This window comes from Pantoea sp. RSPAM1, assembly GCF_038816185.1.
Lineage (GTDB): Bacteria > Pseudomonadota > Gammaproteobacteria > Enterobacterales > Enterobacteriaceae > Pantoea > Pantoea ananatis.
Genome location: NZ_CP046137.1, coordinates 1255573 through 1268442, shown reverse-complemented (window position 1 = coordinate 1268442; position 12870 = coordinate 1255573). Strand labels below are relative to the sequence as shown.

Here is a 12870-nt window from a genome sequence, read left to right as displayed (position 1 = left end):
TTGGCGAGATAATGCAAGGCAACCTTTTTACGTTGTAAAGCTGTGCGAGTAATGGTCGGTCTGACGTCGGGATTCCTGGGAAACGTCAATCCGGGTGAGTAAAGCTGCTGAACGGTCTCATTTCAGGCTTTTTCATGACAGCTTGCCTGGCGTCCTCTGCCACCTCTTTTATCTTTCCCTGTCAGTGAAGGGGTTATTTGCCGTGATTGTTAAACGCTCTGTTACCCGAAGTATTGCGCAGTCTTTAACGCTGATTGTGTTGCTGGCTTTGCTAACAACCGGTCTGGCTTTGCTCACCCTTTCCAGCAGCCTGCGTGACGCGGAAGCCATTAATCTGGCCGGTTCGCTTCGGATGCAGAGTTACCGGCTGGCCTGGGATGCCAGGCTGGAGCCTCGCCTGCTGGTCGCGCACATGGCGCAGTTCCGGCACACCCTTGATGCACCCGTTTTACAAGGCCTCGATCGCCCCTGGGTGCCACATAACGTGATTAACCACTATCAACGTTTGCGCGCGGGCTGGCCAGCGTTAGCTCAGCATCTTGATGCGGGTGCAGCAGAAGTCTGGCAGCTTCAAATCCCCGTTTACGTGGGGGAAATTGACCGCTTTGTCCTGGAACTGCAGCGTTATGCTGAACTGAAAATGCGGGTGGTGGCGATCAGTAGCCTGACGGGCCTGGTGGCGATCGTGGCGCTGGCGTTGATGACGATACGCTTTACCCGTCAGCAGGTCGTTAAGCCGCTAAACGCGCTGGTGACCGCCAGTCGTTATGTGGAAAAGGGCAATTTTGCGTTCCCGCCTCTGCAGGTCCAGCAGCAGAATGAACTCAAGGTGCTGTCACACACCTTTAGCAGCATGGCCGCCCAGTTGCACGCGCACTATCAGCTTCTTGAGCAGCGGGTCCGCGATAAAACCCGGGATCTGACCCAGGCAAACCGCACGCTTTCGCTGCTCTATCAGAGCTCTCAGATTTTAACGCGCGGCCCCCTGCATCCGGCTCTGTTCGACAGCGTGTTAGCCAGCGTGCTTGCCAGAGAAAAGCTTGCGTTTATTCGCCTGGAAGGCGAGCAGTTTACCTTTGAGTCCGGGCAAATCGCCCCTTCTCAGCCCTGGCATCAGTTACCCTTGCAGCAGGGCGATCACCCTATTGGCACCCTGCACTGGCAAACGACCGTTACGACGCCGCCAGCAGCCTTAATGCAGAGCCTGGCGGCAATGCTGGCCCGGTCAGTCTGGATCTGGCAGACTCAAAAACAGCAGCAGCAGATGCTATTGATTGAAGAGCGCGCCACCATTGCACGCGAGCTGCATGATTCGCTGGCTCAGGCACTGACCTACCTACGTATTCAACTGACACTGCTACGGCGCACTGTCGATGCGCGCGATCGGGCAGCACATGACATTATTGCCGAATTCGATCTTGCGCTGGCTGAAGCTTACCGTCAGCTCCGTGAGTTGCTTGCCACCTTCCGTTTAACGATTGAAAAATCCGATCTGATGGCCGCCCTGCACGCAATGATCGCCCCCTTGCAGAAGCAGTCTGAGGCCGAAATCCATTTCACCTGCCAGCCAGGGCTTGAGGCGCTGGATGCCCAACAGCAGGTACATGTACTCCAGATTGCCCGCGAGGCGCTGCTTAACGCCATTCGCCATGCAAATGCACAGATGATTACCCTCGACTATCAGCGCACAGGTGAAGGCGAACATGTACTGAGCGTGACGGATGATGGTATTGGGATCGGCACGACAGAGGAACCGCAGGGGCATTACGGGCTGACGACCATGACGGAGCGAGCTGAACGGCTAGCCGGATCCTTACAGATTACGGCACAACCACGCGGAACACGTGTCACACTGCGTTTTCCGTCGCGTCCTGCGCTGCCGCGTGAGTAGTGCTGTTACACGCCATTGTGTATTTTAATCACCTCCTGAGATCGTATGAGATGTGGCAGATCAACACCTGAAGGCAGAATTAACCATTACAATCAACATTCTGCGCATCACTATTCTGGAACGGTCTGGAAAGCCGATCGTTCGTACTGCCCTTACCGCAGTCTGACATTCAGGGCACAGGGAGCTAACATGACACAACCTGCCTTAACCATGATGATCGTGGACGATCATCCCCTTATGCGCCGTGGCATCCGCCAGCTACTGGCGCTGGAGCCGCAGTTGCAGGTCATCGCTGAAGCCAGCAACGGGACTGAAGCGCTGGCGGAAGCCCGCCGTCTGGCACCGGATATCATCCTGCTCGATCTCAACATGAAAGGGATGTCAGGGCTGGATACGTTAAAAGCGCTTCGTCATGAAGGCATCAGCTCACGTATTCTGGTGCTGACGGTCTCTGACGCGCGCAGTGACATATACGCCCTGGTGGATGCGGGAGCGGACGGCTACTTACTTAAAGACAGCGAGCCCGAAATCTTGTTGCGCCAGATCATGCAGGCCCTACAGGGTGAGACGGTGTTTAGCGATGCGGTGAGGCACGCTCTGTCCATGCGACATAACAGTGACGATCCCTTCCGCTTGCTGACCGAACGCGAACGCGGCGTGATGCAGGAAGTGGCGCGGGGCTTGTCCAATAAAGAAGTGGCTCATGCACTTCATATCTCGGAAGAAACGGTGAAGGTCCACATTCGTAATGTCCTGCGCAAACTTGATGTACGTTCACGCGTTGCTGCAACAATTATGTGGATTGAGCGCCGAAACAGTTGATAAAAAACGCGCAAACTTACACATTCTCTATAATTTCTCCACTTTTCAAACCCGCCTCGCACGTAAAGTAGAGTCCTACCCGTGCGTGGTTTGCGTGGATTTTTCTGTGCGTCACGCGCTGCATCGCTCATATTAATAATAAAAGCAGTGAGGAGTGTCGGTTCAATGTCGAATTTCTTTATCGACCGCCCAATTTTCGCCTGGGTTTTGGCTATTTTATTGTGTCTTTGCGGCACGCTCGCCATTATTACACTTCCTGTTGAGCAATATCCCGATCTCGCGCCACCCAACGTGCGTATTACCGCTACTTATCCCGGCGCCTCTGCGCAAACGCTGGAAAATACCGTCACCCAGGTTATCGAACAGAACATGACCGGTATCGATAACCTGATGTATATGTCCTCCAACAGCAGCAATACCGGACAGGCGCAAATCACCCTCACCTTTACCGCAGGTACCAATCCCGATGAAGCCCGCCAGCAGGTTCAGAATCAGTTGCAGTCGGCCCTGCGCCAGTTACCTCAACCGGTGCAGTCACAAGGTGTAACCGTCAATAAAACCGGCGACAGTAACATTTTGATGGTGGCGTTTGTCTCCACTGACGGCAGCATGAACAAACAAGATATTGCTGATTATGTCGCCAGTAATATTCAGGAGCCCTTAAGCCGTATTGATGGAGTGGGTCAAGTGGATGCCTACGGTACGCAATATGCTATGCGCATCTGGCTCGATCCCTACAAGCTGACCGCCTATGCCCTGACCACCGATGATGTGGTCAATGCCATTAAATCCCAGAATACCCAAGTGGCCGTGGGCCAGGTGGGCGGTTTACCGGCTGTCAATAATCAGGCGCTGAACGCCACGGTGAACGCGCAGTCGATGTTGCAAACCCCCGATCAGTTTAAAGCTATCACCCTGAAGAATAATCCCGATGGCTCGGTGGTCACGCTGGGCGATGTCGCGACGGTGGCACTCGGTGCTGAAAAATATGACAACCTCAGCCGCTACAATGGCCAGGCTGCCTCCGGCCTGGGCATCAAACTGGCCTCCGGTGCCAACGAGATGAACACCGATAAACTGGTGCGGGCGCGGCTGGATGAGTTATCACACTATTTTCCGCACGGGCTGGAAGCGAAAATCGCGTATGAAACCACGCCCTTTGTTAAAGCCTCTATCACCGACGTGGTCAAAACCCTGCTGGAAGCTATTCTGCTGGTATTTGGCGTGATGTATCTGTTTATGCAGAACTTCCGGGCTACCTTAATTCCCACCATCGCAGTGCCCGTCGTGCTGCTTGGCACCTTTTGTGTCATCTTTGCCTTCGGCTACAGCATCAACACCCTGACCATGTTCGCTATGGTGCTGGCGATTGGTTTGCTGGTGGACGATGCGATTGTGGTCGTCGAGAACGTTGAACGTATCATGAGCGAGGAAGGGATCTCGCCGCGCGCTGCCACCCGCAAATCGATGGGGCAAATCCAGGGGGCACTGGTCGGAATTGCGCTGGTACTCTCCGCCGTATTTATTCCTATGGCCTTTTTTGGCGGCACCGTCGGGGCAATCTACCGCCAGTTTTCGGTGACCATTGTCTCCGCCATGATCCTGTCGGTGTTGGTCGCGATGATCCTGACGCCCGCCCTGTGTGCCACGCTGCTCAAACCCATCGCCAAAGGAGAACACCACGGCGAGCGCGGCTTCTTCCGCTGGTTTAACTACCACTTCAACCGCAATGCCGACCGTTACCAACGCGGTGTCGCCCACATTCTGCGCACGGGCGGCCGCTGGCTGCTGCTGTATGTGGGGTTAATTGGCATCATGGCGTTCCTGTTTCTTCATCTGCCTTCGTCGTTTTTGCCGCAGGAAGATCGGGGCATGATTTTGACCCAGGTCCAGTTGCCCGCCGGTTCCAGCATGGATCAGACTTCAGCGGTGGTGGCAAAAGTTGAAAAATACTATCTGACCAAAGAGAAAGATAACGTGCTGTCGGTCTTCTCAACGATCGGTTCCGGCCCCGGCGGGAACGGGCAGAACGTCGCGCGTCTGTTTATTCGTTTGAAAGACTGGGGTGACAGACCCGGGGCCGATCGCACCTCATTCGCCATCATTAAACGTGCCGGAAAAGCCTTCAAACACATCAATGAGGCCATGGTTATTGCGAGCAGCCCGCCGGCAATTACCGGGTTGGGCAGCTCATCGGGTTTTGACCTGGAAATACAGGATCACGGCGGCATCGGGCATAACAAGCTCATGGCGATGCGCGACATTCTGCTCGACAAGGCCAGTAAAGATAAGCTTTTGTCTCGCGTTCGTCACAACGGCCTGGATGACAGCCCACAGTTACAAATTGATATTGATGAGCGCAAAGCTCAGGCGCTGGGCGTTTCACTGGATACCATTAACGACACGCTGGCCACCGCATGGGGCTCGAGCTACGTGAATGACTTTCTGGATCGTGGGCGGGTGAAAAAAGTGTATGTACAGGCTGATGCGCCCTATCGCATGCTGCCCGGCGATGTCGATAAATGGTACGTGCGTAACAGCAGTGGCACCATGGTGCCCTTCTCGGCATTTGCCACCAGCCGCTGGCAAACCGGTTCACCGCGTCTGGAACGCTATAACGGCTACTCCTCTCTGGAAATCGTGGGGGAAGCCGCAGAGGGCGTGAGTAGCGGTACAGCGATGAATGAAATGGAGAAACTGGTCGAATCCCTGCCGCTTGGCGTGGGTTTCCAGTGGACGGGGGCATCCTATCAGGAGCGGTTATCGGGCTCTCAGGCACCCGCGCTGTACGTGGTTTCGCTGCTGGTTGTCTTCCTCTGCCTGGCAGCCCTGTATGAAAGCTGGTCGATCCCGTTCTCTGTCATGCTTGTCGTGCCGCTTGGCGTGATCGGTGCGCTGATTGCCACCTGGACGCGCGGGCTGGAGAACGACGTCTATTTCCAGGTGGGCTTGCTGACCGTGGTCGGGCTTTCGGCCAAGAACGCCATCCTGATTGTCGAGTTTGCCAACGAACTAAACAGCAAGGGCGGCGAGCTGATTGAATCGACGCTGGCGGCCTCACGCCAGCGTCTGCGGCCGATCCTGATGACGTCGCTGGCCTTCATCTTCGGGGTGCTGCCGATGGCGATCAGCAGCGGCGCAGGGTCAGGCAGCCAGCATTCGGTGGGAACCGGCGTGATGGGCGGGATGATTTCCGCCACGATTCTGGCCATTCTGTTTGTGCCGCTGTTCTTTGTGCTGGTGCGTCGCCGCTTTCCCCTGAAAGAGAAGCATCGGGACTGATTAACCCGCTTTCCTGACGGCGCCTCAATCAGGCAAAAAAAACGGCCTCTGTTCGCAGCGGCCGTTTTATTCGTGTGTGTGGTCAGAATTACAGCAGAGGGGAAAGTGCCCTGCTTTTCTCTTCACGTGTTACTTGTTGCGTAACATCGCTTCGATGAATTCTTTCCAGTTCCCCATTTCGGTGTCAATCATAGAACCCTCTCTTATTGTAGTGGCAATATTACGCCTTTTTTTTCGCCTGGTGAATACGTTTACACCTGTCATTACTATCGGCAAAGGCGACAAAATGCTGAGTATTTTCTGATTTGCTGGCTGACGCACAGTTCAGCAAGGGCCTAAGCTGACAGGTTTTAACGAGGTTTTGACCAGGACGTAGCCTAAAAATCACAATTAAGGAAATTCTTAATTCAGAAATGATAAATCGCGAAATCATTAGAGACGAAACTGAAACCGTTTACCCCTCACAGAGAACGCCTCTGTGCAGGGTATTTTTCGATACAGGCGCGATCGGGCGGATGCTGCATCAGATCACACTATGGTAAACTCCAGAGCTGATTTTAATGACAGGAGCAGGCGATGAGCGCGCAGTGGGTCATGTTTGGGATTAAAAATTGCGACACGATTAAAAAAGCACGTCGCTATTTAGAGGCGGCGGGCGTGGACTATCGCTTCCATGATTATCGTGCTGACGGCCTGACCGATGACCAGCTGCAGCAGTTTATCGACGTACTGGGCTATCAGGATCTGCTCAACACGCGCGGCACCACCTGGCGCAAGCTGCCCGAGGCAGAGCGCGAGGCCATCAGCGATGCCGCCAGTGCAAAAGCGCTGATGCTGGCCCAGCCCGCTATCATCAAGCGCCCTGTCCTGCGCGCACCCGACGGCTCGCTGCTGCTGGGCTTCAGCGAATCTCTTTACCAGAATCGTCTTCAGGAGAAGTCATAATATGTTTTGTCCGGTCATTGAGCTGACGCAGCAGCTTATTCGTCGCCCTTCTCTCAGCCCCGATGACGCCGGATGTCAGGCGCTGCTGATTGCACGCCTGGAAGCGATAGGTTTCCACATCGAAACCATGAACATCAACGACACGCTGAATTTCTGGGCCACGCGCGGCGAAGGCGAAACCCTGGCGTTTGCCGGCCACACCGATATTGTTCCCCCGGGCGATGCCAGCCGCTGGATTAATCCCCCGTTTGAACCCACCATCCGCGACGGCATGCTGTTTGGCCGCGGTGCAGCGGATATGAAAGGATCACTGGCCGCCATGGTTGTTGCCGCCGAGCGGTTTGTCGCCGTTCATCCTCATCACAAGGGGCGTCTGGCCTTTTTAATTACGTCTGACGAAGAAGCCAGCGGCGCGAACGGAACGGTAAAAGTGGTTGAGCGCCTCATGGCGCGTAACGAGCGTCTGGATTATTGCCTGGTCGGAGAACCGTCCAGCAACGAAGTCGTGGGTGACGTCGTGAAAAATGGTCGTCGTGGCTCCATCACCGCGAACCTGACCGTGCATGGCGTACAGGGCCATGTAGCCTATCCCCAACTGGCGGATAATCCCGTGCACCGTGCTCTGCCGGCGCTTAACGAGCTGGTCGCCACGGAATGGGATCAGGGTAACGCCTTTTTCCCGGCCACCAGCATGCAGATCGCCAACATACAGGCGGGAACCGGCAGTAACAACGTCATCCCCGGCGAGCTGTTTGTGCAGTTCAACTTCCGTTTCAGTACGGAACTCACCGATACCCTGATTCAGCAGCGTGTCGCAGAACTGCTGGACCGCCATCAGTTGCGTTACACCATTGAGTGGACGCTTTCCGGCCAGCCATTCCTGACCTCGCGCGGCAAGCTGGTTGATGCCGTGGTCAACGCCGTTACGCACTATAATGAAATTAAGCCGCAGTTGCAGACTTCTGGTGGAACCTCTGACGGACGTTTTATCGCTCGTATGGGCTCGCAGGTGGTGGAACTGGGTCCGGTGAATGCCACGATTCACAAAATTAACGAATGCGTGAAAGCATCAGACTTACAAATGCTGAGTCGGATGTATCAACGCATCATGGAACAATTGATCGCCTGACAGCGAGAAAAGAGCGGGCCTATGGAGTTTATTAAAGATTACTGGTGGATCCTGGTGATTCTGCTGATGGTGGGCGTGTTAATGAACGTCTATAAAGATCTGAAACGCATCGATCATAAAAAATTTATGGATAACAAACCCGATCTCCCGCCCCATCGTGATTTCAACGACAAGTGGGACGAGGACGACGACTGGCCGAAGAAAAAATAACGGTCATGCGCCCCCGCCATCGCGAGGGCGCGCGGTTACATCATCATAATGACATCGTCATCGCCAGGTTTTGCCCCGCCTGAGGCTTCATCGAAGTAACGTTTCGGCACGGTATACTGCAAATGATGCAGCGCAAAATTCATACTGCGCTGATCGATGGCATGCGCCAAATCCTCTACGATATCCAGCGTGACATCACCGCCCAGCGCGGTTAAACGCTGTTCCGCCTGTTGCGCCTGCATCAGCGGGATATGGTCATCGTAATCACCATGGATCAGATGCACGGTGGTCCGCGTGCTGGCCTTTTCCGGCAGCGTCACAAAGCGGCCGCTAAAGGCAATCGCCCGGCCAGCCAGATCGTCGTGGGCTTTGATGCCTTCCAGCACCATGCTGGCCCCCTGTGAAAACCCCACCAGTGCCGTGGCTTCGGGGCGCACCCCGCTTTTCTGCTGCCAGTGACGCACCGACTCGATAAACTGCGGCATGCTGCTGTCTACACAGGCCTGCTCGCTTTTATCATGCAGGCCGGCTTCGTTAAACCATTGACCGCCCGGCCCCGGCGATCCCACCGACACCACCAGCGCCGCCGGAAACGTTTTGGCAAACCAGCTGCCAATTTGGCCCATCGCGTCGGGATTGTCCCCAACGGCATGATAAAGCAGAAACAGCTGGGCAGCCTGGGTGGGCTGCTGAACAATTACATATTTCAGTGTCATATCGACCTCCTGCGACTACTCTACGCCACCGGGCGCAGGATGATAGTGGGAATATTTGAATGTCTTGGTGGATTTATTGCAATTGCTCGCGCAACGCTTCGCCTTCTCTGCCGGGTAACGCCAGTAGCGCAGCGGCGGCTTCAGCGCGCAAGGCCGTAATCAGCGTCTTGCGTCCGTTGAGCCGGGCAGACTGAGCCAGTTCAGCCAGGCTGGTGTCGGCGTTCACCGCCTGTCGCAGGAGCGGCAAAGGCTGCTGGCTGATGCCAACCAGCCGCTGAAGTACCGCCAGGCTCGCTTCCAGCGGGCGCTGCGCCCAGGCAAAACCGGCGGCCAGCCAGGCATCGTGCCGGGTAAACGTCTGGTCGCAGGCTGCCGGTAGCGGCAGGTCCAGCGGAATATGCGGTCTGAGCAGCGGCCAGTCACGGGCCAGGCTTCCCTCCGCCTTCTGCTGCAGCGCTTTGCCGGCCGTCGTCAGACCCCGCACGGCCATTGCCGCATAGCAACCGCTGCTGGCTTCTCGCTGACTGCCAATTCGCGCCAACGTAAAACCACAGGCTTGCCAGAAAGCCCAGAGAGGTTCAGTGTAGCCAAAGCTGACCGAGAGGTAATCATATCCGGCGGCATCCGCGCAGGCGGCGGCCACCAGCTGCTGGCCGATTCCCCGGCGGCGCGCAGGTGCGGCAATGGCAATCCGGCTAATCCGCAAGGCGCGCAGCGTGGCGGCTTCCGTCAGCCCGGCGTGCGCGGCCAGCGACTGCGCCACCAGATTACCGCGCGGCCGCCTGTGGCCCGCCCATACCGCTTGCGCCAGTTCATCCGTCAGCCCGCCCTCTTCTACCAGCCATAGCGCGCCCTGTAGCGCCGGAACCTCGCCCGCCAGCCACAGATGCATGCCTGGCGCATCCAACAGGCGACGCAGATCCAGTGGTGAGGTGCGGTAATGCGCACTGGTCAGCAGTTGGTAAGCCGCCTGCTGGGCGGCGAAGTCCCACACCTCTGCTCGCCGGGGCGCACGCGCCTCCAGGGACGGGGTTTCAGCGGCATCCTCAAACAGCAGAGCCTGGTTGATCCAGTGTTCCAGGGGATCGTGGCGAGCCCAGCGTAGCGGTTCATCCAGCGTAAAGTAGCGCACCTGCTGCAGCTCAGCGCAGAACTTGAGCATAAAGCCACGGCCGCTGCCTTCGTAACCCTGAATGGTCGTTACCAGCAATACGCGCGGGAAACGTGCTACCAGCGCATGGAGCAGCGGAGCGGGAATGGCCGCAGCTTCATCCACGATGAGCCAGTCACACTCGGGCGGGTCGGGCAGCGCCAGAATCGCATCCGGTGCCATGAACCGATAATGTTCTCCGGCGAAAGAGGCTAACACCGTGGTGCTAATTTTTGCCGGCGCGGTGATCAGGCAGCGCGTATTCTGTCGCGCCAGCATGCCTGCGAGCGCCGATTTGCCTCTGCCGCGCGCGGCGGTGATGACCGCCACGCCAGCGGAAAAATGCGCCAGCTCTTGCAGAATGCTTTGCTGCTGACTTGCGGCCTGACAGTGCCAGGCCGGCCGTGACGACCAGTTGGGCAACGCGAGCGGCTGCGGCTGCTGATGTAACAGCGCCTGCTTATCGTCTTCCGTCAGGCGTTGCAGGTGATGGACAAAATGGGGCGTGGTAATCGGCTCGCTGACATCAGCCCAGCGCAGGCTGTCCGCATCGGGCTGCTGCGCCCAGCGCGCCCAGGGGGGCACTAACAGAAGCAGCCAGCTACCGGCCGTCAGCGTTCCGGCCAGCGCCGCCAGCGCCTCGGCATGGAAACCCTGACGGGCATCAAACACGGCATGATGGAATTCGCGCCCCAGCAGCGTGCGAAATGCGGTCGGGGCGCAGTGCGTGACGGTTTCCGGCGGGTTATCACTCAGCCAAAGCCAGTCGCCTTCCAGCGTCTGGCTCCACGAGCGCGCGGTGTCCCGGCACCAGTCGGCTTCGCCGCCGATCACGGCCAGCCGCCGTATACCGGCGGCCTGCATGGCGCAGGTCGCTGCTTTCAGGTTCATCCTTTAACAGCAAAGGTGTCGCACTGGCCAGGGTTACCGCTGTCGAATCCGCGTTTGAACCAGGTATAGCGCTGCGCGGACGTACCATGCGTAAAGCTGTCCGGCACAACCCGGCCCTGGGTTTTCTGCTGCAGACGATCGTCACCAATGGCTTCGGCTGCGTTTAACGCTTCCTGTAAATCCCCCACTTCGAGGATTTTTTCCTGTTCCATATAGTGGCCCCAGACGCCCGCAAAGCAGTCGGCCTGAAGCTCCATTTTCACGGACAGTTGATTAATCTGAGTCTGGCTGGCCCCCTGCTGCATCTGACGTACCCGGGGTTCAATGCCCAGCAACTTCTGCACATGGTGGCCGACTTCATGCGCAATGACATAGCCCTGGGCAAAATCGCCGCCTGCCCCAAGCTTGTTTTTCATTTCGTCATAGAATGACAGGTCGATATAGACAGTCTGGTCTGCCGGGCAGTAAAAAGGTCCCATAACAGACTGTCCGGTGCCGCAGCCGGTGCGCGTCGCGCCGCGATACATCACCAGCTTCGGCGGCGTATACTGTTTGTTCATCTGTTTGAACAACTTGTCCCAGGTATCTTCGGTCGTCGCCAGCATGACCGAAGTAAACTTTGCCGCCTCATCCTGATTCGGGTTGGCGGTGCGCGGCGGCTGTTGGTTGCCCGATGTCACCTCGCCCCCGGTCAGCAACGGGGTCAGGTCATAACCGTAATAACCCGCCACCGCGACCAGAATCAGCATGATAATGCCCGCCTTGCCGCGTGGCAGAGGAATGCGTCCTCCCCGGTTAGCGGATGACTGATTACGGCGATCTTCGACATTGTCGCTTTCGCGACGTCCTTGCCAGCGCATGTTTTTGCTCCCTGTGGCGTATTAACTCAGATGGCATGATTTTAGATGCGTGACGGCGCAATCACCAGCTTTACACCAAAATGAAAAAGGAGAGCCTGGGCTCTCCTTTTCGTGACTTGCTGAGCGTTACTCAGTCAAGTTTGACGCCCAGGCGACGGGCGACCGCTTCATAGGCTTCAATCAGGCCACCCAGGCTCTGACGGAAGCGGTCTTTGTCCATTTTATCCAGGGTTTCTTTGTCCCACAGGCGCGCACCATCGGGTGAGAATTCGTCTCCCAGTACCACTTCGCCGTTGAACAGGCCAAACTCCAGCTTGAAGTCCACCAGAATCAACCCTGCCTCATCAAACAGGTTGCTCAGTACGTCGTTGGCTTTATAGGTGAGCTCACGCATACGGGCCAGATTCTCTTTGCTGACCCAACCAAAGGTTTCGCAGTAAGATTCGTTAACCATCGGATCGTGTTTAGCATCGTCCTTCAGGAACAGGTCGAACAGCGGCGGGTTCAGCACCATCCCTTCTTCAACGCCAAGCCGCTTCACCAGCGAACCGGCCGCACGGTTACGGATTACGCATTCGACCGGGACCATGTCCAGCTTTTTCACCAGCGCTTCGTTATCTGATAGCAGGGCTTCCATCTGTGTCGGGATGCCCGCTTCCTGCAGCTTCGTCATGATGAAATGGTTGAACTTGTTATTCACCATGCCCTTGCGATCAAACTGCTCAATGCGGGCGCCGTCGCCTGCTGATGTATCGTTGCGGAATTCAAGTATCAGCAGATCCGGGTTATCGGTGCTGTATACGGTTTTCGCTTTACCGCGATACAACTCAGCTCGCTTTTGCATCTTATTTCACTCCAAACATGAAAGATCCGGTTCTGAGGCAGGCATTTTGCGTTGATTGCCGTGACGCAATCGATTACCTCGTCTCGCGCTATTATGCCAAAAAACGAAATAAAAAGGCCGGAGAATCTCC

At 56.5% G+C, this 12870-nt stretch carries 10 protein-coding genes; 6 read left to right on the top strand and 4 right to left on the bottom strand.

Annotation, left to right across the window (positions count from 1 at the left end; all coding sequences use genetic code 11):
• Positions 1 to 202: 202 nt before the first annotated feature.
• The 6 genes from narQ to GKC68_RS06530 all read left to right on the top strand — a co-directional run bounded on the left by narQ (position 203) and on the right by GKC68_RS06530 (position 8279).
• The gene (narQ, locus tag GKC68_RS06555; RefSeq protein WP_342656688.1) at positions 203 to 1891 is read left to right on the top strand and encodes a nitrate/nitrite two-component system sensor histidine kinase NarQ; all 1689 of its coding nucleotides are present in this window, start codon (positions 203 to 205) and stop codon (positions 1889 to 1891) included.
• Positions 1892 to 2080: 189 nt separating this feature from the next.
• On the top strand, positions 2081 to 2713 hold the full coding sequence (locus GKC68_RS06550) for a response regulator (protein WP_064366437.1): 633 nt from the start codon (positions 2081 to 2083) through the stop codon (positions 2711 to 2713).
• 165 nt (positions 2714 to 2878) lie between these two features.
• Positions 2879 to 5995, top strand: a complete 3117-nt coding sequence (gene acrD / locus GKC68_RS06545; protein WP_342656687.1) for a multidrug efflux RND transporter permease AcrD — start codon at positions 2879 to 2881, stop codon at positions 5993 to 5995.
• Positions 5996 to 6571: 576 nt separating this feature from the next.
• Positions 6572 to 6940 carry an ArsC family reductase gene (locus tag GKC68_RS06540; protein WP_221611620.1) on the top strand — a complete coding sequence of 123 codons (369 nt, stop codon included), beginning with the start codon at positions 6572 to 6574 and terminating at the stop codon, positions 6938 to 6940.
• Between the two features lies 1 nt (position 6941).
• Positions 6942 to 8069, top strand: a complete 1128-nt coding sequence (dapE, locus tag GKC68_RS06535) for a succinyl-diaminopimelate desuccinylase (RefSeq protein WP_028725135.1) — start codon at positions 6942 to 6944, stop codon at positions 8067 to 8069.
• 21 nt (positions 8070 to 8090) lie between these two features.
• Positions 8091 to 8279, top strand: a complete 189-nt coding sequence (locus tag GKC68_RS06530; RefSeq protein ID WP_028725136.1) for a YpfN family protein — start codon at positions 8091 to 8093, stop codon at positions 8277 to 8279.
• 35 nt (positions 8280 to 8314) lie between these two features.
• On the opposite strand, the gene ypfH is transcribed toward GKC68_RS06530, so the two are convergent.
• The 4 genes from ypfH to purC all read right to left on the bottom strand — a co-directional run bounded on the left by ypfH (position 8315) and on the right by purC (position 12740).
• Complete coding sequence (ypfH, locus tag GKC68_RS06525; protein ID WP_028725137.1) at positions 8315 to 8995, bottom strand: esterase; 681 nt, start codon at positions 8993 to 8995, stop codon at positions 8315 to 8317.
• A 73-nt stretch (positions 8996 to 9068) separates the two neighbouring features.
• Positions 9069 to 11036 (bottom strand): GNAT family N-acetyltransferase, encoded by a 1968-nt coding sequence (locus GKC68_RS06520; protein WP_342656686.1) that lies wholly within the window; start codon positions 11034 to 11036, stop codon positions 9069 to 9071.
• Positions 11033 to 11896, bottom strand: coding sequence for a neutral zinc metallopeptidase (locus tag GKC68_RS06515; protein ID WP_342656685.1), 864 nt, complete (start codon positions 11894 to 11896; stop codon positions 11033 to 11035). The genes GKC68_RS06520 and GKC68_RS06515 overlap by 4 nt, the downstream gene beginning before the upstream one ends.
• Positions 11897 to 12026: 130 nt before the next feature.
• A complete protein-coding gene (gene purC, locus GKC68_RS06510; protein WP_047715358.1) occupies positions 12027 to 12740 on the bottom strand; it encodes a phosphoribosylaminoimidazolesuccinocarboxamide synthase in 714 nt (237 codons plus the stop codon).
• Positions 12741 to 12870 lie beyond the last annotated feature (130 nt).

Excerpts from the sequence above, each read along its gene's own strand:
- GKC68_RS06550 (WP_064366437.1), top strand. The coding sequence starts at position 2,081 with ATGACACAACCTGCCTTAACCATGATGATCGTGGACGATCATCCCCTT.
- acrD (WP_342656687.1), top strand. The coding sequence starts at position 2,879 with ATGTCGAATTTCTTTATCGACCGCCCAATTTTCGCCTGGGTTTTGGCT.
- GKC68_RS06540 (WP_221611620.1), top strand. The coding sequence starts at position 6,572 with ATGAGCGCGCAGTGGGTCATGTTTGGGATTAAAAATTGCGACACGATT.
- dapE (WP_028725135.1), top strand. The coding sequence starts at position 6,942 with ATGTTTTGTCCGGTCATTGAGCTGACGCAGCAGCTTATTCGTCGCCCT.
- GKC68_RS06530 (WP_028725136.1), top strand. The coding sequence starts at position 8,091 with ATGGAGTTTATTAAAGATTACTGGTGGATCCTGGTGATTCTGCTGATG.
- ypfH (WP_028725137.1), bottom strand. The coding sequence starts at position 8,995 with ATGACACTGAAATATGTAATTGTTCAGCAGCCCACCCAGGCTGCCCAG.
- GKC68_RS06520 (WP_342656686.1), bottom strand. The coding sequence starts at position 11,036 with ATGAACCTGAAAGCAGCGACCTGCGCCATGCAGGCCGCCGGTATACGG.
- GKC68_RS06515 (WP_342656685.1), bottom strand. The coding sequence starts at position 11,896 with ATGCGCTGGCAAGGACGTCGCGAAAGCGACAATGTCGAAGATCGCCGT.
- purC (WP_047715358.1), bottom strand. The coding sequence starts at position 12,740 with ATGCAAAAGCGAGCTGAGTTGTATCGCGGTAAAGCGAAAACCGTATAC.